Here is a 24140-nt window from a genome sequence, read left to right as displayed (position 1 = left end):
TGGAGGTGATGGTGACTTTGGTGGTGATGGTCACGGTGGCGGGGCGGGTGGGCCGGGGCGTTGACGAGGTTCTCGATGGGGAGACGGGCGGGGGCGAGGGTGTTGTTCGGCTGGCTGTGGAGGTCGGTCGGCGAAAGGGAGTGCGTCGCGGGGTTACTCGGTCGGTGGCGTCCTGATGTGGGAGCGCCCGTGGTGTGGTGAGCGTGTTCGGGGCTGGGGCCGCCGCTGGGTCGGACGCGGGGATGGCCAGCCAGACGCCGACGCCGCAGCTGATGATGAGGACGGCGATCGGCACGATGACGCGCCAGTTGGCGCGCGCCGGCTCTGGGCCGTACCAGTCCTCGTCTTCCTCGGGAGGAGGCGGTGGTGTCGGCAGCGGGTTGTGCAGTCGCCGGCCGCTCACCGGTGAGGCCGGCGGTGGCGTGCTGTCGGCTGGGTGGGGCTCGTCGAGGTCGGTCTCGACCGGGTAGCCGCCGTCGATGTCGGCGAAGCCGCGCGGACCTTCCTCTGGGTCGAGAGGTTCGGGTGGAGGGGGTCGGTCATCGTCGTGTCGCATCCGGCGCGTGTGCCCTCTCGCCAGGGTTTCGGGGTGCGGGTCAGATCAGGATGAAGATCTCGCTCACGCCTTTGGCGTAATGGACGATGTCGGCGGCGCCGCGTTCGGTGGAGGTCGGGTCGATGACGACGGCGAGGCGTCCGCGCAGTCCTTGGCCGGTCAGGCCGTTCCACGTGGGGTTGTCGGCCAGGCCCGCGTTGAGCAGCCGGTAGGTCTGACCATCCGCGGTGGCTTTGTGTCCCCAGAGGGTGATGGTGGAGGCGCCGAGCCCGATCGCGGTGCCGATGCGGGCCTCGATCTGCGCGGTGGCCTGGGCCATGGTCCAGGGCGAGGTGTCTCCGGTGTGTGCCAGGCCGTATTCGCGGACCCCGATCTGAGCGAGGGTGTCCCACTCCAGGGCTTTGACGCTCATCCACTGGGCCCGGGTGGCCAGGGCTGGGGTGATGGAGGTGGGTTTGCCGGTCTTGGGATCGGTCACCTGGTACTGGCGGTAGGTTCGTCCGAACAGGCCGCCGGCGATCTCCACGCGGTCTACGTCCCCGGCCCTGAGGTAGCGGTTGACGTGCTGTTTGGTGACCAGGGGTGCTCGCTTGCGCAGGCCGGTGATGCACGGTTGCGAGTCGCCGCAGCCGAGTTCGGGCACCACCACGCCGATGGCCAGGCGTTTGCCGGGCAGTGCGGCGCGCAGGGCCTGGGTGGCGCGGTTGAGGAATCGGATGACCTGCTGTTCGGTGGAGAAGCCGGTGTAGGCAAGGTTGTCGGCGAACTTCACGCCGGTCACGTCGGTGCGTTTGGCGTCGGTGACGAGTTGCTGGAGGGCGGCGGTGAAGGCGGTGTCGCCGGCGAGGTAGTCGTCGGCGAGGTCGCTTTCCAGCCAGATGCGCAGGCGCGCCTTCTTCGCGGTCGCGATGAAGTCTCCATCCGCCGCCCCGTTGCCGGGTTCCGGCGTTGTGGGTGTGGTGGAGGCGGTCGGTTCGGCGGTCACGGTCGGCACCGAGGCCGAAGGGGTCGTCGGGTCGGTCGTGGGGGTGCCGGCGTCGGGTGGGTTGCCGTCCGGTGGAAGAGTCTCATCGGGGGGCGTGGGAGTGGGCAGGGGCGTCGAGGCCGTGTCGGGGCTGCTCGGTGTGGGTGACGAGGTGGGCCACGTCGTGCTCGATGTGGTGGTGGAGGGTGACGGGGGTGGGGTGGACTGGACCTGCTTCTTGCCGTTGACATAGCGCTCGTAGGTGACCTTGCCGTTGGTCTCGTCCGTGCACTGGTACCAGCCCGACGGCAGCTGCCGGCAGAAGGTCGTGCCGCCCTTGCAGGTGGTGGATGTCGATAGGTCGGTCTTGCGGTTGCACCGCACGTATTGGGCGGGGAGCGGCTGGGCCTGTTCCAGGTTGGCGCCGCCGTCGGCTCCCCAGAACGCGGCCACCGCCGCCGCGTCCTGGGGTGGGGTGAGCCATCGGCACACCACGTAGTCGGGTGTGTCGGCGGGCAGCGTGTCGCGGCAGGAGTCGCCGCGCGCGGCGTCGACGGCCTGTTCGGTGGCGGACTGCGCCGGGGTGCCGGGGACCAGACCGGGGTCGGCGACGGCCACGACGGGTACGAGTACGAGCAGGGTGATCAGGGTTCCGGCGGCGGCGAATCGTCGTTCTCGCCGGGTGATGCTGCCGAGAAACTGTCTCACGTCGTTCTCCAGAGTGAGGGTGGGCATCAGCCTCAGGGGCAGTTGGACCAGCGGCCTTCGTGGTCGCCTGTGTAGGTGACCGAGCCGGTGGGCATCCAGGTGCCTTTGTCGGCCTCGATGGTCCACGACACGGGCAGGGTCAGGGTGCCGCCGCCGCGAGTGGTGCCCTCGCTGGTTCGGCCGTCGCCGGTGGTGGTGCCGGTCCAGGAGATGGTGGCGGCGCCAGACTCGGTGATGTCGTCGCAGGCGGGGGTTGAGGCGGGGGCGGAGACGGTGATGCGGTCGCCGTCGACGACGATGCCGCTCGTACCCCGTCCTGAGGTGATGTGGCAGGTGCCGGTGCACGACAGGGTCACCCGGTCGCTTCGGCCGGTCCCCAGATGCAGGGATGCCGGCGTCAGGTCGGCGGTGGGCGGTGCCGGTCGAGGCAGGGTTCGTCTGGTGCTGGAGGCGGTCGGGTCCCGGGCGGGCAAGGCCGGCGGCTCCTGCGGTCCGCTGTTCGTGCCAGCACGTGATCCGCCTACGGCGGGATCGATCTGGGACGGAGCCTTGCTCGGTGGGTTCCTGACAGCGGGCATGGGAGAGCGTTTCTTCGAAGGTGCCGGCGAGCGTGGCCGGCGGGAAGGCGGCGGGACGGTAGGTGGTTCGTCGAGCAGGGCGTTCGGCGGTGCGTCGCTGGGCACCAGAGTGATCGTCGCCGGGGCTGCCACGGGCACCGTTGGCGAGGGCCGCTCGGGTTGCAGGGCGGACCAGCCCGCGCCTGCCCCGAGTACGCAGGCCACCGCACCGGCGATGAGCACGCTGACGCGTATCGCGGGCAGGAACGGTCGTAACGACAGACGCGCTTCCGGGTCGGACTCGTCCTCACGGCGGGCCCAGAAGTCCTCGCTGTGCCGTTCCCATGCTCGGAACTCATCCTCGGATGCGGGGGGCGAGTTCGAGGTGAGGGCGGGACTGGGCAGGTCGGCCAACGTCTCGGCCAACGCGTGTGTCTGCGGTGGGAAGCCATCGGCGCGCCAGCCCTCCTGCGGGGTGAGCGGTTCGACGTCGGCCAGGCGGCTTGTCATGGTGGCGGGTGTGGCCGTGATCGGTAGGTGATCGAGAAGTTCGCCGGCGGTGGTGGTGCGGGGGGCGTTCTGGCAGGTCGGGCACTGGCTGATGTGCCGGCTGATCCGGGCGCGGCGGCGCCGGGCCGGTGCGTCGGCAGCTTCGCTCACCTGGCCGCCCAGCTCCGAGCAGCCATCGCTGCGTGCGGCGGTCACAGCGGCGACCCAGGTCTCCAGCTGGTCGGCCGCGGCGGTAGCCAGGCGTTCGATCTCGACGGCGCCGACGTCGAAGATCAGGGCGATCTCCGGGTGGGTCAGATGGTGCCGGACGGTCAGGTCCAGTACCTCCCGGTGCGGGCCGGGCAGTGCCATGAGTGCCTCGGCCGACAGCGGGTCGGCGGTGCTGTCGGGCCGTGTCCATGATCCGACGCTGGCCGGGTTGGCCCTGGCCTGGGCCGTGCGGTGAGCTCTGGCCAGGGCGTACAGCCAGGCACGTGATTGGTCGTCCTCGCGCGGCTGGTCGGCGTGGTGGATGGCGCTCAGCAGCGCGCCGCACGCGGCCAACTCGGCGTCGGCGGGTGACAGTTCTGTACGGCAGTAGTCGTACAAGACCGAGCCGTGCTCTCGGAGCAGTTCGTCCATGATGAACGTCTCGGTGTTCGGCATGTCAGGTCCTTTCGAGAGAACGGCTCGTCCTATTCGTCGCCTCCGGCACGGTGGAGCCGGATGTCAACGGCGCTCACTGGTGCGCTACCAGGTCACTGGCGGCGGCGGGATACAGACGGGCGGCCAGGTCAGGCAGGTACACCCGGCGGCGGCCCTCGTCGATGCCTTCCTGGCCGGGATCGGCGCTGAACAGGTTGTGCTGCAGGTCCCCGGTCAGCGTGCGTATCCAGGCACGGCCCAGCGGATACAGCCCCGTCAAAACCGGAACGGGGTCGCCGGTCAGCTTCTGCAGCCGCGCACGGAGCAGCGCCGCATGCCGGTAGATCTTGCGTTCCTGGATGTTCTCCACCGCCAGCGTCACACCTGGATGACGTAGGTAGGTGGCCACGTAGCTGAGGTGTGCCAGATCGAGCGCGGTGGCGGGCGGGCTGAGCGTGATCAGATGACGCCACAGCGCGTCTTGCGCCCCGGCGACGTCGGCCAGTTCCTGAACGGCCGGGATTCGCCCCTGAGCCAGTGCCGTGCGCAGGCAGTCTTCCACCTGCTGGAGCTCGTCGACGTCCTCTACGGTGATCGGGCGGTGCGTGCCCGTGGTCGCCCACGCGGCCTGCCAGCGGGCGCGCAGCAGTCCCTGAACCTGATCGTGGCGATCGGCGACCGCTTCGCACCACGCGGCGAACACGTCTGGCGGCACCTGCCCGCGCTCGGCGTGCCGGTGGAGAAGAAGCATGGTGGCCGCCCGGGGCACCGCGAACAACTGCGTGACCTCCACCTCCGAGGGAACGCGCGCGGCCACACTCGCGGCCGCACACGCCAGCCGCAGGCTGCTGTCCTGCTCGTACAGGGTGAGATGCGGCACCAGGTCCAGGCGGGTCGCGCACTCGGTCAACGGCTCGCGCCGCAGCCGGGCGATCGATACCTTGCGACGGCCGCCCACGACGAGCCGAGCCGCCTGTGAGCTGAACAGGCACACGCCGCTGATCAGCTGAAGCCGTGCCGGATCTCGCACACCAGCGGGCGGCATGCTGCCCATGGCGTGCACGTAATGGTCGCTACCGTCCAGACGGACGCCGCCGTAGGCCGCGATGCCGGTGTGGCCGGGCCGGGTATCGCACTGACACAGCACATCGGAGGCTGTCTCCGGCAAGTCGGGGCCGGTGCCCCACAGCCCGCCCAGAGTGCGACGCAGCCGCAGGACGGCCCGGTGCGCGGTGCGCCGCAGCGGCCGCAGACCCCGCGCCGGATCGGGCACATGCCACCAGCCAGGACCGAGCGGACGCGCCGGACCGTCGGTGAGCTCGATGCGCCGCAGCCCGGGTGCGATCGGGGGTGGGGCTTGCTGAAGGAGGTACAGATGACTCATTGAGGGTGCTCCTGGAGCGGGTCGTCCATGGTCGACGGCGGTGGTTCGTCGTCTCGCGGGCGTGGGAAGGACAGCACGAAGGTGGTCCCTTCGGTCTGTTAGGGGCGTAGCCGGTTGGCGACAGCCGTGGCCCAGTAGGTGACGACGATGTCGGCGCCGGCTCTGCGGATCGCGAGCAGGGTTTCCTGTACCGCCTGGCCGTGGTCGATCCAGCCGTGCGCGGCGGCGGCTTCGATCGCCGCGTACTCGCCGCTGGTCTGATACGCCGCCACGGGTACGTCCGCCTCGTCGCGGACAGCACGGATGATGTCGAGGTAGGGCAGCGCAGGCTTGACCATGACCGCGTCGGCGCCCTGGGCGAGGTCCAGGCGGACCTCCCGCAGCGCCTCGGCCACGGATCCAGCCGGGTCCTGCTGGTGGGTGGCTCGATCACCGCTGCCGAGGGATGATTCGACCGCTTCTCGGAAGGGTCCGTAGAACGCGGAGGCGTACTTGGCGGAGTAGGCCAGGATGGGTGTACCGGCGTGTCCCGACTCGTCGAGCGCGCGGCGGATGGCGGCGACCTGGCCGTCCATCATGCCGCTGGGAGCCACCATGTGCGCGCCGGCCTGCGCCTGTGCGACGGCGACTCTGGCGTGGAGTTCGAGAGTGGCGTCGTTGTCCACGTCGCCGTCCGCTCCGATGACTCCGACGTGGCCGTGCTCGGTGGCCTCGTCCAGGTTGACGTCTCCGATGATCACCATCTCGTCGCCGACTTCGGCCACGACGTCGGCGATCGCCTGCTGGGCGATGCCGTCCTCGACCCATGCCTGGCTACCGGTGGCGTCCTTGCGGTCCGGGGCGGGGACTCCGAAGATCATGACGCCGCCGACTCCAGCGTAGGCCGCCGCCACGGCGGCCTTGCGGAGCGTGTCGCGCGTGTGCCGGACCACGCCCGGCATGGACGGGATCGGGATCGGCTCGGCCAGGCCTTCACCGACGAACAGCGGCTGGATCAGGTTGCCGGCGTGCAGGTGGGTGGCCGCCACCAGCCGACGCAGCTGAGGGGTACGCCGCAACCGGCGGGGCCGGTGCACGAGCGGCCCCGTCACCAGTCCACCCCGCTCATGCCGAGTGCCTTCTCGACGTGCGCGACCAGGCTGCCCGGGGCTCGCCGCCGATACCCGGTCTCCGCGCGAGGGATGATGCCTTGCGCGCGCAGCCGGCACTCGTGCTCGGCGGTGGCGATGGCCAGCCCACCGGGATCGATCAGGGGCAGGCCGGCGAGTTCGCGGATCTGGAGGTGGACCAGGATCTCGTTCGGGATGCCCTCGGCCGGGACCAGCCAGCGCGCGCCGCAGGAGCCGGCCCGGATCGCGGCGGCGGTATAGGCCTCCACCAGCGGAGCGACATCCTCCGCCAGAGCCCGCTCGACCAGCGCCGGGCCGTCAGGGATCACCTGGTACGAGGCGAGACGTGCCCCTGCGGCGCGGATGTTGGCCGTGATCGGCTCGGCCAGCTCGGGGATGAAACCGAGCACTCCCAGCGCGGCGCCGCTGTCGCGGGCGAGCTGCCAGGTGGCCTGCCCGTATCCGATGACCGGGATGCCCGTTCTCAGGCGGGCGGCCTCGACTCCGGGGTCCTGACCTGCCGCGCTGATCCAGGCATCGCACCCGTCGCGTTCGGCGGCGACCGCGGTCGCGGCGAAATGGTCGGCGAACAGCTGACCGATCTCCGCGTAGCCGACCAGGTGCTCGGGCAGTGGGGCGTTGTACGTCTGGGGCGGGAGCGTATGAATCTCGACCGTGGTCTCGGGTCCGGCGACCGCGGTCACGTGCTCGGCGTAGAGCTGGTCGAGCAGCGCCGATCGGCCCTCAACGGTGTGCTTCTGCAGCCAGATGCGCATCAGAACGTCCTTCGTTCGGTTGGTAAGGGGTGTCGAGCAGCGAGGCCTCGGCGAGGTAGGCCCGCGCGGCCGCCGGATCGGCGGCGATGGAGCACAATCTGGTGATGGCGTGGCGAAGCCGACGCCGGTCACCGTCCTGGACGCCGGTCACCCGGGCCTCGGCACGGGGGATGACGGCCTCCAGGATGATGCGGCGACGTCGCGCTGCCCACGCGTCCAACGCCGCCTCGGGCGCGCCGTCGCCGAGGACGGCGGCCAGAACGTCGCCGAGTTCGGCGGCCTCTTGGATGCCGGCGTTCATGTTCAGCCCGCCCGCGGTGGTGGTCACGTGAGCGGCGTCTCCGACGAACAGCACACGTCCATGCCGAAACGCCGGGACGACTCCCCGCGCCAGCCGGAAGGTGTGGGCGTCCACGATCCGCGATTCGCTTCCACCTAACGTTTGCCGGACCAGCGCCGAGATCGCCGAAGGGGACGTGTCGGCGTCGGCGGGCACGCGGAACACGAGGCGCCAGTGGTCCGGCAGCCGGAGCAGGCTGCAGGACACGTCGCGATCACGAACGTAGGTCAGTGGGGCCAGCCCGGGCACCAGCTCCTGTAGCGGTGTGTCGGTGAAGATCCGCAGTGCGTGCGTCGCGTACGGGATCGTCGTGAACGGAACGGCGAGCGCGGTGCGTACGGTGCTGTGCGCGCCGTCGGCCGCGATGACGTAGTCGGCCGCCTCCCACTGCCCGCCCGCGCGGACCCGCAGTTCGCGCCCGTGGTCGCTGATCACGTCCACCGGGGCGGCCAGCCGCAGGCGGGCGTGGCGGTGTCGCCTAAGCCGGTCCGCCAGGAGTTCCAGCAGCGTCGTCTGCTCGGCATGCAGCCGGAACGGATGCCGGGTCAATCCGTTCAGCAGGCCCATGTCCATCTCGGCCAGGACACCGCGGCGGCTCCGCCACTGCAGCCGGTCGACCAGGGTTCCGGCGGCGACGAGCTCCTCGGACGTCCCGAGCCGGGCGAGTAGATCCAATGTGGCCGGGTGGAAGGTCGCGGCCCGCGACCGTGAGACGAGCGCGGACTGGCGTTCCATCACCGTCACGGCGACCCCCGCGCGGGCCAGGACGAGTGCGGCGGTCAGTCCCGCCGGGCCGGCGCCGACCACGACGACGCGCGGATCGCGCCGGCTCATGGTGCGAGTCCTTGACTCGCCAGGCGCCGCAGCGCCCAGGGAAGGTCGTCACCGGCTGCGCCGCCGGTCTGGCTCAGGGCCCACCACGCGCCGCACAGGTTCGAGGTGAGCAGCACCCGGTCATTGCCGGCGGCGAGCGGCGGCAGCGCTGCCAGGGTGGCCATGCCGGTGCCCGTACACAGCAGGACCGCGTCTCCGGCCGGGCGAGCGCGCTCGACCTGGTCCACGAGTTCACGGGCGTCGACCTCGTACGGCGCGAACCTGCCCGCCGCCTGGATCGGCACCACCCGCACGACCCAGCCGGCCCTGCGCCAGAACCGGCGGGCCAGTTCGGTCAGCCACGGCTCGTACGGAGAGACGAGCACCAGCTCACGAGGTCTCAGTCGTTCCAGAACCCGCCGGGTGGCGAACGTGGCCGTGGCGACCGGCATCCCCCAGCGTTTACTCAACGCCTGGCACGACAGCCCGTCTTCGTCCGGCCTCATCAGATAGCGCGAGCCACTGCAGCCCACCACCACGGCGTCCAGTGACAGCCCGCCGAACGAGCCGATGAAGTCGGGAAGGACGCGGTTGTAAGCCTTCAGCCGCATCGGGAGCTGCCCGCGTACCACCGGGAAGCGGGCGGTGTGCACAGTGCGGAACGCGTTGAGCAGGTACGTCGTCTCCGGTTCTGCCACCGGGTTGGCAGGGGGCACCAGCAGGCCCACCCGTCCGTGCGGGGCCAGCGCCTCCTCGCCCGGGGCCTGTCCCTTCGTTTCCGCGATCATCGGCGGCACCGCCCGGCGGAGTCGGGTTCGAGGGCGAACAGCATGGACAAGGTCTCGGCACGATGTGAGGTGTCAGTGGACTCGGATCGCACGGTCACTCGGGTGAGTGCAGGTTGCAGCAGCGTGTCCACGACGCGGTCGATGCAGGTGGCCACGGCCGCGCGCGCCAGCGGACTCAGCTGCGGGACCCGCGTCAGGAGGCGGGCCAGCTCAGCGTCACGGATCTGCTCGGTCCGGTTGCGCATCCCGTCGACCACCGCGGCGACTCGCTCATGTCCTGGTCGTGGCGAGATCGAGATCGTCATCAGCAGCCCGTCCACATCAGGTGGTGCCTTTCGGCGCGTGCCCGTTCGGCGGGGCTCATCTCCCTGAGCGTCACGCGGACCTGTTCGGGCCGGACGTCCAGCAGGTCTGTCGTGACCGCGGTGATCGCCGCGACGTAGTGGCGTTGCTGGTCTCTGGTGAAGTCCGCTCGGACTTCCACGTGCATGAGCACAGAAATCCTTTCGTTTAGGGGGTTGGGTAGTTTCTGCCGCCTGAGCGGCGGCGACCGGCACCGTGAACAAGCAGGTCGATCTGGGAGTGTCCGTCGAGGGCGCCGGCAGAAACGGTTCATCGGGCCTCCGCTCGTACCTGCATCTCGCGGGGAGCGAGCCACCAAGCGCAGCGCGCGATCTTCGCGTGCAGCAGCAACGGACGCTCAGCTGGCCCGGCCAGCCATTCGGAGACCGCGGTCAGATCCGCCGGGCTGCGGACGACGGTGCTGTCGCAGCCGTACCCTGTGGCGATCCGCGGCAGGTCGACGGCGGGGTCGGATTCGCCGTCCTCGTCGTAGACGACGACCAGCAGACGTGCGCGCAGCCGCGCCGCGGTCTCCAGGTCGGCCACGGCGGCCAGCAGGCCGTCGGCGTCGAGGGAGGTCGCTGACAGCCGGTCCGGTCTGGCCAGTGCCGCGCCGATTCCACTGGCCAGGCCGAGTCCACATGCCGGAGCAAGGGAGAACCCCTGCGCGTCCGGCACTCGCAGGTAGCTGACGGGGTAGCCGATCGCGGTGCCTGGTTCGACGGTCGAGGTCCGCTCCGCGGGCAGGATCGCGTCCAGGACCAGCGTCAACGTTCGCGGGTCGATGCGGTCGCCCTGCCCCAGCGCGGGCTCGTAGCCGACGTCGGTCCACCTGCTCAGTTCGGCGATCTGCTGCCGTACCAGCCTGGTGCGATACCCGGTCCGCCGCTGCGGCAGCGCCTGCCGGACCACTTCGGCGGTCCAGCCCGCGTCTCCGGCGATGCCGAGGTCGATGCGGCGATGTACGCCGAGCGCGGCGGGGTTGACGTCGATCTGCGCCACGCGTGCTTCGGGCGCGATCAGGGAACCGTGCCACGTGGTCCAATCGTCCAGCGCGCAGCCCCAGCCGATCACCACGTCTGCCGCCGCCATCAGATCGGCGGCACCGGGGGTGGCCAGCACGCCGGTGACGCCGAGGTTCCACGCGTCACCGCCGTACAGTCCGTGGGCTGCCAGCGAGGTGGCGAGCAGCGCGCCCGCGTGATCGGCCAGTCGCGCCAGTGTCCGTGCGGCGTGCACGGCTCCGCGTCCGGCGATGAACACCGGGCGGCGCGCGGACGTGAGCAGCTCGGCCAGGTGCTTGACCGCCGCGGCGTCCGCCAGCGGTACGGATGGCGGGTCGAATTCCGGTACTTCGCGATGCGGGCTCCCGCGATTGTCCGCTTGAACCCGGAGCACCACTGGGCGGCGACATGCTCGCGCGGCGCGCGACGCCTCGGTGACGAGCTTTATCGCCCGGTCCGGGCCGCCCACGTCCGCCACCAGAGTGCCTACCGCCTTGAGCAGGGACGACTCGGCCAGCGACAGGCCGGCGTCGGGACCATGAGAGGCGATCACGAGTAGCGGCGTTCGATTCCTCACGGCCTCAAGCAGTCCGGGTAATGCGGCGGCCAGGCCTCCTTCGTGATCGAGGGCCAGCGCGGCGAGGTGCCCGCCGATCCGGACGTACGCGCCGGCCATGACGGCGGCGCTCTGCTCATCGCGCGCCGTCACGGAGTCCAGCTGATGGCCGGCGAGAGCCATGGCCAGCTGAGCATCCATCCGGCCGGCCACGCGGAAGACGGTGCGCACTCCCCCGGCGGCGAGCGCCGACGCCAGAGCCGCGATAGGGTGATCCGGCTCGCCGATCACGGCGCCGGCGTTTCGCGGTCGAGCATGGCCAGGGCGGCGTCTATCTCCACGATCCCCTGCCGGGCGTAGGCGTGAATCGCGCGCATCCGCTCCATCGAGCGGATATCGGTCGTCCTCAGTAAGGGCACCGTGTCGATACGGCCGTCCCACTCCCCCGGCTGCCGGCTCTGGCCGGAGATCAAGGTGTCTCCGTTCGGCGCGAGAGCAGGCAATTGTGAACTGGCGGTCATGCGGGTCCTCCCAGGGGCAGGCTCGTCCGCGCGTCCGACGTGGTGGAGCGGACGCGACGGGGATCTGTCAGTACGGCCAGTTCGTCCTCTGCGGCACTGGCCATGGCCTCGAAGCGCGCGCGTTGCCGCAGGAGCGCCTCTCGCAGCAGGGCGATGTCCTCCGGTCGTGCCGTTGCGACCGCCAGGTCGGTGTCCTTGTTCGCGCTCTTTCCGGCGTGGTTCTGCCGGACCGCTCGGGCCAGCGCGCAACCGGCCAGCAGGACGATCGTCGTCATACACGCGAGGAGCACCTCGTACGGGCGATTGGCCGAGGGCGTGGTGGCGTTCGTCAGGTAGGCGAGCGCGATGGCCGGCCCGATGGCCGCGCCGAGGATGCGCGCGGTCGTGATCGTGCCGACCGCTTCGCCATAGCGGTGGGGGTCCACGGCGAGCGTCCCCGAGATCGTCGCGGCCGTGGTCAGGATGCCGAACCCGGCGCCCATGATGACCAGGGCCGCCATGCCGCCGAGTGGCGACATGCCGGAGATGACGAGTGCCAGGCAACCGATCGCACTGAGCAGGGCGCCCGCGTACACGGCCCAAGAGGTGCCGAGGCGACGGGTCAACCACGCCGCGAGGGGGCTGATCAGGGTGACCGCTGCTGACATGGGCGCCAGTACGAGGCCCGCTCCGGACGGGCTCATCCCGGCCTCGCGCAGCACCATCGGGCCCAGCACAAGGATGGTGAAGGCGACGAGTCCGTACAGCAGTGATGACCATGCGCCCCACCCGAAATCGCGACACCGCCAGAGCGGCCCGTCGAGCACGCTGCCCGGGCGCCGGCGGGAACGGGATGCCATGAGTCCGGCCCCGGCGAGCGATACGGCGACCGCGACCGCAGTGGAAGGCGAGGTCCATCCCCAGCTGCTGCCACAGGTGATGACCAGCACGAGGGCGGCGACGGCGGACGCCATGAGCGCCATACCGATGAGGTCCAGGCCTACCCGGTGCTCGGCCCGCGAGCGCGGCAGGAGCGGAACCAGCAGAAGCATGGCCAAAGCCGTCATGCCGATGGGCAGGCACAGCATCCGCCAGCCGAACTCCTCCAGCATCACTCCGCCGACGGCCTGCATGGTCAGCCCGCCAATGCCGGTGGCAGCGCCCCAGAGCGCCACAGCGCCACGGGACTGTTGTTCGCCGACACCTCCCAGGAGCAGCCCGAGGGCGGATGGCAGCATGAGCGCCGCTCCAACCCCCTGGGCCAGTCGCCCGGCAAGCAGCAGAGCCCACGTGGAGCCGAACGCCATGGTGAGCGCGCCGACCGCGAACGCGGCCAGACCGACGGCCAGGACGGCGCGCCGCCCGAACCGGTCCGCGAGACGTCCCGCTGGAATCAGCAAGGCGGCGATGGCTGCGAGGTAGGCGGTGGTCAGCAGGCTGACGTGCGCCACCGGAACGCCCTTGGCGATGGGATCGTGGCCGAGCATCGGCAGAAGCAGCGTGGAGGCCAGAGTGTCAGCCATCACCAGCCCGGCCACTGTGGCGCACACCCACTTCACTCGCCGTTGAGAGGATGGGCGTCGGTGCGCTGGACCCGCACCGGCCTTTGTCTGACGCCGCGATGCCGGCACCGGCTGCTCGGGTTGCGCGGTCACGACCATCGCGGGCTCGTCTCGGGCCACCTGCCGTGGTTGATGACGCTGACCGCGATCAATCGCTCCGTCAGTCCTGCCGCCGGACCACCCGCTACCAGCGGCGGCGGGTCACCCGGCTGGTCCGCGGCGGTGTGGGCGAGGAGCTGCCCCGCACGCAGCCAGGGCGTGGCCGCCGCGAGAACCCGGTAAGCGGCTTCTCGGCGGTTCTCCGTACGGTCGAGCTCACGCCGCATTGACGTGGCGACAAGCCTCGCCGACACCAGATGACCTTCGCAGGCTTGTGCGACCCTCGCTTCCAGCCCGATCACACGGGCCAGCAGCGTCTGATGTTCGGCCAGGTCGGAGTAGCGGCGCCATCCCTCGAGATCAGCCAGCCATCCCGGCCAGCGCAGCTGTTCCTGGACGTGGGCGAAGGCGACGGCAGCGATCGACTCGCCGTTGGTCCGCCCGGGTTGCCCCCATAAATGGGCACTCAAGGTGACGACGGATTGTGCCGTGGCCCAGTAGTCGCTCAGCTGGCCTCGTAGCGCCATGCGCAACAGACGCGCGCGGTGCATCAGGAACCGGGAGCTCCATCCCAGTACCACCAGCCCTTGGGCATCGTGTTCGATCTCGACGTGAAGGCCGAGCAGCTGCAGTTGGTGCTGGATGCGGTGCAGCGCCGCCCAAGAGGAGCTCGCCTGTGGCGCGGTGGTGTCCAGCCAGATCTGTACACCGCCGTCGACGGTGTCGCCTATCCGAACGGCGGATGCGTCGGGGAGGGTACGCCGGCAGACACGGTGGGCGACAGGAGTCAGTGAGTGTGAACCGAAAGAGGCTGACAGCCGGGGGATGAACGTCATGATGCATCTCCGAGTACGACTCGTAGACAGCAGTGATCAGTACCGAGCGCGACGCAGAGATCCGATCTCGCCCGCCTCGTTCACCAATAGATGGGTGACATTGCGAGCAATGCGCTCATTTAATGGTGAACACCATGTCTGGCAGTTGAGGGCTATGTCAAGATCTCTTACCCATGTATTGTTAGATTCCTGGATCAAGGCCTTCATGTATGGAGGTCCAGTGACGAGGAGCGGGAACCGTGAGGGACACCAATGAGACGGCTACGCCTCGCGAGCAGGAGCGGGAGCGAGTGATCGCCGAGCGGATTCAGCGCGCTCTGACCGGCAAGAGCGACAAAGAACTCCAGGCAGCGCTCGGCTGGAGTTCCAGCCAGGTCGGCCGTGCCAAACGAGGAGAAATGACCAATCCGACCGCCAAGACCATGGGGGCGCTGCAGACACTCTTTCCCGACATCCCGCTGGGCTACTGGGCAGGCGAAGCAGCCCCGTCCGCCGACGCGCCGCCTGCGGAGATGCTCGTCCTGACGCGGAGCATCGGGGACCTGGACGAGGAAGCACGACAGCAGATCGTTGACTTCGCGAACATGGTCCGGCGCGTACACGGCCTGCCTCCCGTGAACAAGTGACCGCCAACGACCCTCATCCCTGACCGCCCCCGGAGGATCAGATGTTCCGATTGCCGCGCCGGACACTGTACAAGCAGCTACAACGCGAGCACGCAGCGCTGTTGCGGCAGATCCCCGACCCCTTCGACGTGGATCAGTTCTGTGCCCTGCTGCGCCGCCTGACGGGCCGGAACGTCGTCACGCACCCTTTCGAACTGGGCCGGTTCTCACGACTGGACGCGTGCGGAGTGGGCGGCCTCTACATCCGGACAGGCGAACTGGACATCATCGGATACGCGGGCTACGTACCCGTCCCGCACCAGCTGATGATGATCTTCCACGAGGCCGCGCACCTGGTCTGCGGCCACTACCGGGAGCCCGAAGCCCGCCAGGGCATCACCGCCCAGACCATGGTCCCCTCCCCCGCTTCGTCCACCCCAAGACTGCGGATCCTGACCCGCAGCATCGGCGGGCTGGACGAGGAGGCCAAGACACAGATCGTCGAGTTCACGACCCTGGTCCAGCAGCTCCACGGCCTCCCCGCCGTCGCTGACCGGTCCGACCTCCAAGCCGTGATGGGCCGCACCCTCCGCGACAGGGGACGGCTGGAGAAGGAAGCCGACGCCCTGGCCATGGCCCTGGGAGATCGAGTACGCCGGGGCGGCCTCCAGAGCCTCAACCCCGCGCAGGGCGAAGCTCTTCGCGAACTCGCGGGACCCCTGCTTCACCCCTACCGTGATGAGTAGCGCGATCATCGCTCTGGCCCTGGTACCTATGTGGATCATCGCGCTTTTGCGCCTGCCCGGAATCCGCAGGTCACCCCGGCACTTCCTGATCGCCGTCGCGCTCACCAGCGGCTGCCTGAACGCCACCTTCGCACCCCAGCCCGCGGTCCACTCATGGCTGATCGAGACCAGCGGCCTGCCCGGACTCCCCTTCGCCGCCGAGATGGCCACCGGAATCATCGCCCTGTCAGCGGTCCACGGCTGGCTCCTGATGGGCCGGGCAGCCGACCGGCGTCAATCGATGACCGTCCTCTGGCGAACCTGGACGGTGGCCGGCACCCTCATCGCGATCACTTCGACCCTGGCCCTCACCCAGCATCTGAACAGCGCCTTCACCTACCACGCCGTCGGACACCACCACGCCTCACCCGCACAGATGATCACGCTCGCGGTGTACGAGGGATACCTGCTGTTCGTCTTCGTCAGCGCGACGATCTTCTTCACCCTGCTCGCCCGCACATCGGCCTCCCGGCTCACCAAGACCGGCCTCTACCTGATGGCCATCGGCAACTTGGGCGGCGCCCGCTCGGCATACACGCTGCTCTACCTGGTGCCCGACGCCCTACCCGGGATTCCGTCATGGCCCTGCCCATGGTCGGCCGACCTCGCGGGAGTCATCAACTACCCCGGCTACGCCCTGGGCTTCATCGGCCTGGCACTACCCGCGCTCGCGCTCCCGCTGCACTGGCACCGTGCTCGCCGCGACTTACGCCTGATCTCCCCGTTATGGCGGGCACTACGAACCGCCTACCCCGACGTGATCCGCGTCCACGAACACCTGCCGACCGGTGCCCTGCTCATCGCCGCGGTCACCGAGATCCACGACGCCCTCGGACTCCTGGCCGCCTGGCCGCAATCAACCGCCCTCCTCACCGAGGCCCGCACGGCAGCCGAAGCGGCCGGCCTGCCCGAGGACCGCATCGAGGCGGCCGCACACGCCGCATGGATCGCCGCAGCCCTCGCGCAGAAGCCCCATCTCTCGTCCGAACACAGCATGTGGGCCTACGGCCAGGCCGCCCCAGAGGACATCCCGGGCGGCATTTCCTGGATCGCCGCCATCGCCCGCGAATACAGCGCGGGCCCGCTCCCCCTCAGCTCGAGTGCCACGGCGTCCTGAATGGAAAAGTCATCCGGATGGTCACCACCTGACACCACGTCGCGATAGCCGTGACCGGCTTGCTGGGGCGCGGCGTTCCCTATTGCGGTGACTGTTTAGCAGCGTTGGCCGCCCAGCGAATCGATAACGGGCACGAGTTCGGCAGAGGTGGTGCGGCGTCAAAGGTCCTCGAATGCCTCTTCGACCCAGCCGCGCACCAGATGGTGCTCGGGGTAGAAGTAATCCGTGAGGAGTGTCTTGACTTGGGATCGGAACTCGCGGGAGAGCCGTTCGCGGTCGGCGGCCAGTTGCCGCAGCAGACGGGACACGTAGGCGGTCCGGGCCGGCGAACCCTCGTCAGGGCGGCTGTGATGGATAACTGTCAGGCAGTCTTCGTAGGCTTGTTGTAGATCACTTGTACCGGTGGGGTCGCTAGAGGCCAGCCAGACGCGGGTCAAGGCGTTGGTGACGGACATTGCCAGGTCGGGGTTCACCACCCCGATCGCGGTGGTGGCCTCGACGTCTTCAGGACCTTCCATATCGCCGTAGTCCAGGGCGGTGACCAGCGCGCTGAGCGAGTGCCAGGCGAAATCCTCGCCGACATCACAGGTGAAATAGCTCTCTCTGAACAGGTCGTGCGTACGGTTGCGGCGCCAGCCGTACCATTCGCGCATCTCGTGACCGGGAGGCGCGAAATGCATCCAGAAGACGTCCGGTTCGGGCGGACTCCAGAGATCCTCACCACGCACGCCTATCCTGACTTCGCGATCGTCCGCGTGCCAGGTACGCTCCAGTGAGAGGAAGGCCGCGAGGTATTCCCATGCCTCCGCTGTGAACTGGGATCGCCACAACAGTGCGTGTCGGGACCATGCGAGCGCTGGGAATCTCGCCTCGGGAAACAGTTCATGCCCGTATACCGGCCCTCCGATGATGACGATCAGTAGCAGCAGGTTTGCCGCGTAGGCGGCGTGGCGGGCGGGCTCGCGGAGTTGTTCCGGCCGGTAGGAAGCATGAGTCGCGCTGCCGTGAGCTGTCAAAGAACCGTGAAACGCGGTGAGCAGTAACTCGCGTAACAGCGGCCGGCGGTCGTCGCCCACCTGGCCGGCGAGCTGCTGGAGGAAGTCGATTATCTGGCCTCGGCTGGTCAGCGGAGCGAAGGAGAGCAGCGTCCGGACGAAGCCGTCGTCCGCTGTACGCCTCCTCCGCGCGGAGGCAACCGCAGCAAGGTCGAGCAGTTCGCGCAGGATCAGCCGGGCGACGAGGAACTCGCCGAAGGTCGCGTGCAGAAATTCGCAGGTGGTGAGCCTGGCGTCCTTGCGCAGCGCTTGTGCTTGGTGGATGAAAAAGAAGCGGCCGATGACCTGCTGGCCCGGGCTCGGCGGGGCATGGAAGTCGCGTGCGGCGCGCTCGGCGACGGGCGCGAGAGACAGCGCGAGCAGGTCGGCCGACAGCTCGTCCTCGGTGACCCACTGGCGGCCCCGGTTGAACATCGCGAAGCCCGCGATCGACAGCCGCAGCAACTCGTTGTCGATCTCGGCCTCCAGCGGCGCGCCCGACAGTTCCGGACGGTTCTTGCGCAGCTCGCGCTCGGCGAAGCTGCGCAGGATGCGTTCGTACAGGTCGGCATGGTCGAGCGTCTGGGCGTGCCGTTGCAGCGCGTTGTCGGTGGCGTCGTACAAGGCAAGCATCAGCAGGAGCAGCGGCTGTGCGGCGAGTTCCGGCTGACGCAGCGCCGCCTCGGCCGGTAGCGGGTGCAGGCCGCGCGTAGCCAGGTGCGCCGTATTGTGCTGATTCCAGACGTCCAGCCACTGCTCGACCTGCTGGTCGGTGAACGGCTCCAGCCTCAGAGCGGTCGCGCCGCCGCTTGGGACGCGGGCCCGGTCGGCGACAGCGATGCGGCTGGTGACCAGGACGGCGACCGGCCGACCCTGATCGGCTTCGCGCTCCTGAAAGCGTACGACCTGCTCCAGATAATCTGTCTGCCCAATGCCGGTAGCCTGCAGCAACTCGTCGAACCCGTCGAGCAGGACAACCGGCAACGCGCCACCCGCCTGTCCGGCCAGAGCGGGCCAGGTCAGGTTCTCGCCGGTCGCGTCCCTGATCGCGTACTCGATCTGGGACTGCAAATCCGTGTCGGCCGGGACGTCACGCAGCGCCACCCGCACGGTCAGGAAGTCGGACGCAGGCAGCCGCGCCGCCAAGACCTGCGTGAGCACCGACTTCCCCGATCCCGGCTGACCGAGCACGATCAGTGGGTGCTGGGTGGCAGCGATCGAGGTCAGATGAGTGACTAGGAACTCCTGCAGGTCAGCTCGTACGTCGTGGTCAGCCCACCACTGCTCCTGGTCCAGGCGTGAGGCGTGGTTGACCTCGGCGACCTTGAACTGCGGATTCACGTACGCGACGGCCAGCGAGGGGATGAGCAGTCCCTCGGGAACGTCGCCGGTGGCCACCACGGGGCGTTCGAGGACCCGGTGGTAACGCCTGGCCAGGAGCGCGCGCCGCTCCCCCATGGGCACAGTGCCGGAAGCGATTTGCTCCAGGATCCGCCCGAGCCCTTCCAGCCCAGCGTGCAATCGCAGCAGCCCGTCCTGCGTGACGAGATGGTCGAGCCGGTTCGCCCAGAACGCCACCTCGGGGAAGTCAGCGGCCAGAGCTCGCAGATGGTGCTCGTAACGGCGCATCGCCGCCTGCGGCACGTCTTCGGTCAGCACCCGGATGATCTCATCCGTGGAGTCTCCGCCCAGGTAGGCGACCAGCCGCTCGCTAAGGGAGACGTAGAAAGCCCACAAGGTTTGCGGCATGGCCGCGTCCCCGGGGCGCGCTGGCTCCCCGGGGACGTCGCTGTCGTTGAGCACGCCGACCAGGTCTTTGAGCCGGTCCGAGGAAGGCCGTACTCCGGCCGCCAGGCCGACCTGCGCGGATCTGTCCAACCGCACCCCTCGTCCGGTGTCGAAGGAGGCCGTTGCGGAGCTGACCGCCTCGAAGTAGCCCGTCAGGACGATCACCTTGTGGGCGGCGATGAGCCGCTCAGTTCGGTCAAAACGTCCCAGGCCACGCAGCCGGTCCGCCAGACCACTGACCAGATCGCCGCTGAGGCGCGCCAACTCGCCCTTGGCGTCGAAGAGGCTGAGCGCGAACTCGGCGCCGCCACCGGTGGCCGCCAGCAACAAACCGCCGGTCAGCCTGTCCAGTGCGGCGACCAGGGCACTGTCAGAGCCGCCCAGAAGTTTCACGGCATCGGCATAGCAGAGTCTGTCCGGCATCGGAGCCCTCCTCACGCCCACCCACTGTCCATGCTGACCGACAGAATCAGCGCCGTACAGCAGCCCGGCGACGGACTCCGCTTGCTAGAGGAACCGGTGGTCCCACTTGCGTCGGTGTTGCAGGCGAGGCGACCAGGGCTGGAAGGCCAGAACCGGTGAACGTCCCGACACGTGGACGCCTCCTCAACCAGTCGCCTCGGCGCGTCTCTTCAATGCCTGATTGAGCTGCTCGAACACCGGCTCGAAGCGGCGCAGCATCGACCACATCACAGGAGCGATGGCCCCGGTCATGGTCTCGCGATGGAGGAGATGAGTGCCGCCACGCTCTGCATCGGGCGACAGGATGAAGTCGTGGACAGAGCTACCGACGCCTCGCGCCAGCATGGTGGTTCGCCAAGCAAGACGCCGTGGCGCAGTCGCCTCCTCCACTATCGCGCGCATCGGCATGACGACGCGCCCTCCGGGCCACATGGCGGTGGGCAGCGTGAGGCGACTCCCCACAACTGCGGTGCCGCGCATCCTCGGAACCAGCGGATTCCACTCGCCATAGGCGTCGAAGTCACAAAGGATCTTCCATACCTGGTCGGGTGATGCCGAGATGTGAGTCTCCGTTCGGATTTGGTGCACGCCTCACCTCGCGGGGTGTCGTCACTCGACTATGACGGAGATCTCCGCCATAGATGAACATGATGCCACCATACATGGAGGAACGATCTTGGTATAGAACGAACCGGATCAATCGCGCTGATGGCGGCCCCACATGCCAACGACCTCATCCAGTGATCCGAACGCAAGGACATGGCTCGGGGGTGGCCGTGTTCGCGGTTGGACTACCGGCCCGTCCCCGCGTGCGCGGAAGCCCATACTGGGGTCATCGGCAGGTTCATGCGGACCAGTCCGGAACATCCCCGCATGCCGTACCGACTCGCGGATTTTATCGATCTTCGTCGCGCTGTAGGGGACCATCCCCGCGCGTGCCGGGCCGATTTCGGGCTCACGTGCGCGATCATCGTGCTCGTCGGACCATCCCCGCGCGGGGACGGTCCTGCCCTGCCTGTGAGTTCCCCCGGTTAATGGCCAGGAGGTCCCGGCGTTATCTGGCCGAGCCGGCGGAATCGTGTGAGCTCAGCCGAAGCATATGCGAGGGCCTCGCGTGCCTGGCACGACGTCCCCTTGGCTGACGCTAATGTCCGATCATGGGGTGATGCGGGGGGCCAGACCGCATGCGTGCGGCGGCCTTGAGTGCTTTCCGGCGCGGTCCGAGAACGCCTGCCTACCCTCCGGCAAATTGCGAGACATTCGATGCGTTATTGAGTAATCACATTGTGTGATCTTGTTGGATGAACGATGATGCCGGTATACGCGCACATGTGCCGGTATAAGGGCGGGGCCGGAGTCGCGGGGGACAGGTAGTCAGGCTTGGTGCGCGTCGAGCATTTGATCAGTGATGCGCGAAGGGCGGGTTCGTGCCGATGGCTAAGGGTGCGGGGATAGGGCTGGCAGAGACGCTGCGTCAGGTACGCGCGGAACTCGCCCAGGCGCAGGAAGAGGGCGCCGGTCAGCGGCTCCGGTTCAAAATCACCGAGGCCGAGCTGGAGCTTGCGGTGGTGGTCGCCAAGGAGGCGGTTCCCGGCGCCAAGGTGAAGGTCGAGGTGGTGGGGATCGGCGGGGTAGAGGCCGGTGGTGAGGCGAAGCTGGCCAGGGAGTCGACGCACCGCCTCACCCTGACGCTGGCCGTCACCGATACGGCGATGCCGAACTCTCCCGAGGCGATCATCACCGATGACGACAGCGACGACTGGGGTGAGGAGGAGGGGTAGCCCGCCATGACGTCGTTACCCGCTGTGGAGTTCAGTAGGTTGGTCGACGTGCGAGCCGGCGGCGAGAAGATCGCCAGCAAGGGCAGCGGGTACCTCATCAGTCCGACGCTGATCCTCACCGCTCGTCACGTGGTCGTCGACTCCGCTACCGACGAACAAGCGTGGCCGAGAATCGAGGTCCGGGTCGGAGACCCGGCCCAGCGCTCCGGCGGGCGGGCGGAGCGGGCCACGTGCGCGTGGATCTCCGCCGATCCTGACGTCGACGCGGCGCTGCTGCGGCTGGAGGAGCGGCGCTCGATCCCGCCAGCACGCTGGGGAGTCATCACCGGAGCCGCGCCCGGCATCGCCTGTACCGCGATCGGGTTCCCGCGGTTCGCCCTCCACCGCGGCGAACACGGCGGGCAGAGCGAGGGGGGTAAGCAGGGTCTACGGCGTCAGACCGACCAACTGCAGGGCCAGTTGCATCCAGGAGATCTTCGTGGCAGTGGCCGGTACGTCGTCCGGCTGGACGCGCATGCCGCACCGGAGCAGGTCGGAGACGTGGTGCAGTGGTGGTCGGGCATGTCCGGCGGCGCGCTGATGTGCGCCGGGCTGCTGACCGGAGTGATCGCCTTCGATGACACGCTGTTTCGCGGTGGGCGGTTGCGGGCGCTCCCGTCGGAGCGGCTGCTGGCCTGTCCGGAGTTCACCCGTCTGATCACCGACGATACGGGGATTGCGCCGGTGCTGGAGGCCGTGGAGTTCGCCGGATTGTTCCGGGACCCGACCGAGCGGCCGGTGATCCGCACGCTGGGAGACCTGCTGCGGGCCGAGGTGGCGGCCGTCCCGTTTCACGGCCGCGCGACTGAGACTGCGGAGCTGGCCATCTGGCGGGCGCGCCCGGCCGCTTTGGCGGTGCGGCTGGTACACGGCGAAGGCGGTCACGGCAAGACACGGCTGGCCCGGGAGTTCGTGGAGCGTTCCCGGCGCAAAGGCTGGCTGGCGGGCTTCTTCGATCCGCGCCTGCCGCCTGAGAAGCGGGCGGTGACGGCGCTCGGCCACAGCGACCGGCCGGTCCTGCTGGTGATCGACTACGCCGAAACCGATCCCGCCGTGGTCCAAAAATTGATCGATATCATCGTCGTCCAACGCCGCAACCGGCAACCGCTCCGGCTACTGCTGCTGGCCCGCACGGCGGGACAGTGGTGGAAGGCCCTGGCCGCGGGTTTGACGAAGGCGGGCTGCTCCCCCGATGAGCCGATTCGGCTGGCGGCCCTGACCCCACCCGGGCGTGGCAGGCGGGAGCGGGACTTCACCGACGCCGCGCGCTCGCTGGCGCGCCTGGCTACGCTCCTGCCCGACCTGCCCGCGGCGGACTGGACCGCGATCGCCGGCACCCTGCCGCTTCCCGATCTGGATGACCCCCGCTTCGGCAAGGCGCTCAACCTGCAGATGGAAGCCCTGCTCGCGCTGCTCGAACAGCGGGACCCGGGCACTGTCGTACCGGGCCTGAGCAGCGAAGAACGCTTCTACCGGCGGCACATCGAATACCTCGACAAAGTCGCCAGGCGCCGCGGCCTGGACAAGCAAGGCATCCTGTCGGACGATCCCGACGACAGTATCCGGCCGCTGCTGGCATCCCAGGCCCGCCAACGCTCCTTGGGCGGCCTCATCCTCCTGGGCCCCTGCGATCCGGCGACCGCAACCAACCTCGGCGAGCTGGCGTGCTCAGCCGGCACCGCCCAGAACGCGCCGTTCGTGACCGGCTGGCTCGCCGACCTCTACCCCCAAACCCAACCGGCCCCCGACCACCCCGGGCAAGACGAGGAAATGGAGCCGAGTCTGGGGCAGGTCCAGCCGGACCCGCTCGCCGAGTTGATGATCAGCGAAATCCTGCGCGAACAGCCCGACCTGTTCGACCCGCGACCGGCGAGCCAGAGTGGAGGAGCGCCGCAACTCGGCACGCTCACGTCACCGCTGCCCGGCTCCGAGAAAGTCCTCATCAATGAGACCGCGCGGGCCTACCAGGCATTGACCCTCCTTGCCCGGGCCGCCGTCAACCACGAGCACGTCGCAGCGCACGTGCGTGACCTCATTCATCTCCACCCCACCACCTTCGGCGCCGCCGCCCCCTGGGTCGCCCTGGTCACAGAATGGCGCCGCCCGCTGCTAGAGGGCTTCATCGCACTGGCCCGCACGAACGCAGCGGTATTCGACGAGCACATCACACCTGTCCTGAATGCTCTGCCCCGCCAATCGGTCCAATGGGCCTATACCAGCTCCCTGATGAGCGATCTGTCCGTCGAGATCTACCGAGAATTGGCCGAGCTCAACCGCGACGCCTATCTGCCCGACCTGGCGATGTCGTTGAACAACCACGCCATCCGGCTGGCGGAGGTGGGGCGGCGGGCCGAGGCGGTGCCGGTCAGCGAGGAAGCCGTCCGCCTGCGCCGGGAACTGGCCGAGCTCAACCGCGACGCCTACCTGCCCGACCTCGCCGGCTCGCTGAACAACCACGCCAACCGGCTGGCGGAGGTGGGACGGCGGACCGAAGCGGTACC

General features: G+C 69.0%; 20 protein-coding genes. 5 read left to right on the top strand and 15 right to left on the bottom strand.

Annotation, left to right across the window (positions count from 1 at the left end; all coding sequences use genetic code 11):
* Positions 1-596 precede the first annotated feature (596 nt).
* From ABFX54_RS45340 to ABFX54_RS45280, 13 genes are all read right to left on the bottom strand, one after another.
* Positions 597-2228: a hypothetical protein gene (locus ABFX54_RS45340; protein WP_346113212.1), complete on the bottom strand. Its 1632-nt coding sequence runs from the start codon at positions 2226-2228 to the stop codon at positions 597-599.
* Between the two features lie 32 nt (positions 2229-2260).
* The gene (locus ABFX54_RS45335; RefSeq protein ID WP_346113211.1) at positions 2261-3940 is read right to left on the bottom strand and encodes an RNA polymerase sigma factor; all 1680 of its coding nucleotides are present in this window, start codon (positions 3938-3940) and stop codon (positions 2261-2263) included.
* 73 nt (positions 3941-4013) lie between these two features.
* Entirely contained in the window at positions 4014-5303 is a 1290-nt protein-coding gene (locus ABFX54_RS45330) for a hypothetical protein (protein ID WP_346113210.1), read from the bottom strand.
* Positions 5304-5401: 98 nt separating this feature from the next.
* Positions 5402-6394: a porphobilinogen synthase gene (gene hemB, locus ABFX54_RS45325; RefSeq protein ID WP_346113209.1), complete on the bottom strand. Its 993-nt coding sequence runs from the start codon at positions 6392-6394 to the stop codon at positions 5402-5404.
* Positions 6391-7188: an aspartate/glutamate racemase family protein gene (locus ABFX54_RS45320; protein ID WP_346113208.1), complete on the bottom strand. Its 798-nt coding sequence runs from the start codon at positions 7186-7188 to the stop codon at positions 6391-6393. Before ABFX54_RS45320 ends, hemB begins: the two co-directional genes overlap by 4 nt.
* On the bottom strand, positions 7157-8362 hold the full coding sequence (locus ABFX54_RS45315; protein WP_346113207.1) for an FAD-dependent oxidoreductase: 1206 nt from the start codon (positions 8360-8362) through the stop codon (positions 7157-7159). Before ABFX54_RS45315 ends, ABFX54_RS45320 begins: the two co-directional genes overlap by 32 nt.
* The gene (locus ABFX54_RS45310; protein ID WP_346113206.1) at positions 8359-9129 is read right to left on the bottom strand and encodes a maleate cis-trans isomerase family protein; all 771 of its coding nucleotides are present in this window, start codon (positions 9127-9129) and stop codon (positions 8359-8361) included. The genes ABFX54_RS45315 and ABFX54_RS45310 overlap by 4 nt, the downstream gene beginning before the upstream one ends.
* Positions 9126-9434 carry a hypothetical protein gene (locus tag ABFX54_RS45305; protein ID WP_346113204.1) on the bottom strand — a complete coding sequence of 103 codons (309 nt, stop codon included), beginning with the start codon at positions 9432-9434 and terminating at the stop codon, positions 9126-9128. Before ABFX54_RS45305 ends, ABFX54_RS45310 begins: the two co-directional genes overlap by 4 nt.
* On the bottom strand, positions 9434-9619 hold the full coding sequence (locus tag ABFX54_RS45300; RefSeq protein WP_346113203.1) for a tautomerase family protein: 186 nt from the start codon (positions 9617-9619) through the stop codon (positions 9434-9436). Before ABFX54_RS45300 ends, ABFX54_RS45305 begins: the two co-directional genes overlap by 1 nt.
* A 122-nt stretch (positions 9620-9741) precedes the next feature.
* Positions 9742-11322: a thiamine pyrophosphate-binding protein gene (locus tag ABFX54_RS45295; RefSeq protein ID WP_346113202.1), complete on the bottom strand. Its 1581-nt coding sequence runs from the start codon at positions 11320-11322 to the stop codon at positions 9742-9744.
* A complete protein-coding gene (locus ABFX54_RS45290; RefSeq protein WP_346113201.1) occupies positions 11319-11552 on the bottom strand; it encodes a hypothetical protein in 234 nt (77 codons plus the stop codon). Before ABFX54_RS45290 ends, ABFX54_RS45295 begins: the two co-directional genes overlap by 4 nt.
* On the bottom strand, positions 11549-13054 hold the full coding sequence (locus ABFX54_RS45285; protein ID WP_346113200.1) for an MFS transporter: 1506 nt from the start codon (positions 13052-13054) through the stop codon (positions 11549-11551). Before ABFX54_RS45285 ends, ABFX54_RS45290 begins: the two co-directional genes overlap by 4 nt.
* A gap of 128 nt (positions 13055-13182) precedes the next feature.
* Entirely contained in the window at positions 13183-14028 is an 846-nt protein-coding gene (locus ABFX54_RS45280) for a hypothetical protein (RefSeq protein ID WP_346113198.1), read from the bottom strand.
* A gap of 239 nt (positions 14029-14267) precedes the next feature.
* Here ABFX54_RS45280 and ABFX54_RS45275 point away from each other — a divergent pair, with 239 nt between their 5' ends.
* From ABFX54_RS45275 to ABFX54_RS45265, 3 genes are read left to right on the top strand one after another with little or no spacing between them, the layout of a single operon-like run.
* Positions 14268-14654 (top strand): hypothetical protein, encoded by a 387-nt coding sequence (locus tag ABFX54_RS45275; RefSeq protein WP_346113197.1) that lies wholly within the window; start codon positions 14268-14270, stop codon positions 14652-14654.
* Positions 14655-14695: 41 nt separating this feature from the next.
* Complete coding sequence (locus tag ABFX54_RS45270; RefSeq protein ID WP_346113196.1) at positions 14696-15379, top strand: hypothetical protein; 684 nt, start codon at positions 14696-14698, stop codon at positions 15377-15379.
* A complete protein-coding gene (locus tag ABFX54_RS45265) occupies positions 15372-16535 on the top strand; it encodes a DUF6545 domain-containing protein (protein WP_346113195.1) in 1164 nt (387 codons plus the stop codon). The genes ABFX54_RS45270 and ABFX54_RS45265 overlap by 8 nt, the downstream gene beginning before the upstream one ends.
* Positions 16536-16693: 158 nt before the next feature.
* Here the strand turns inward: ABFX54_RS45265 and ABFX54_RS45260 are convergent, their stop codons facing one another.
* Together ABFX54_RS45260 and ABFX54_RS45255 are read right to left on the bottom strand one after the other, a co-directional pair.
* A complete protein-coding gene (locus ABFX54_RS45260; protein WP_346113194.1) occupies positions 16694-19780 on the bottom strand; it encodes an NACHT domain-containing protein in 3087 nt (1028 codons plus the stop codon).
* A 183-nt stretch (positions 19781-19963) separates the two neighbouring features.
* Entirely contained in the window at positions 19964-20407 is a 444-nt protein-coding gene (locus ABFX54_RS45255) for an SRPBCC family protein (RefSeq protein ID WP_346113193.1), read from the bottom strand.
* 845 nt (positions 20408-21252) lie between these two features.
* Here ABFX54_RS45255 and ABFX54_RS45250 point away from each other — a divergent pair.
* Together ABFX54_RS45250 and ABFX54_RS45245 are read left to right on the top strand one after the other, a co-directional pair.
* The gene (locus tag ABFX54_RS45250) at positions 21253-21600 is read left to right on the top strand and encodes a trypco2 family protein (RefSeq protein WP_346113218.1); all 348 of its coding nucleotides are present in this window, start codon (positions 21253-21255) and stop codon (positions 21598-21600) included.
* A 6-nt stretch (positions 21601-21606) separates the two neighbouring features.
* Positions 21607-24140: trypsin-like peptidase domain-containing protein (locus ABFX54_RS45245; protein WP_346113191.1), on the top strand; the 2534-nt coding region annotated here is incomplete at its 3' end.

Origin of the sequence: Nonomuraea maheshkhaliensis (assembly GCF_039529435.1) — a bacterium.
In the GTDB taxonomy this organism is placed as follows: domain Bacteria; phylum Actinomycetota; class Actinomycetes; order Streptosporangiales; family Streptosporangiaceae; genus Nonomuraea; species Nonomuraea maheshkhaliensis.
This window is presented reverse-complemented; position numbering and strand designations above follow the sequence as displayed.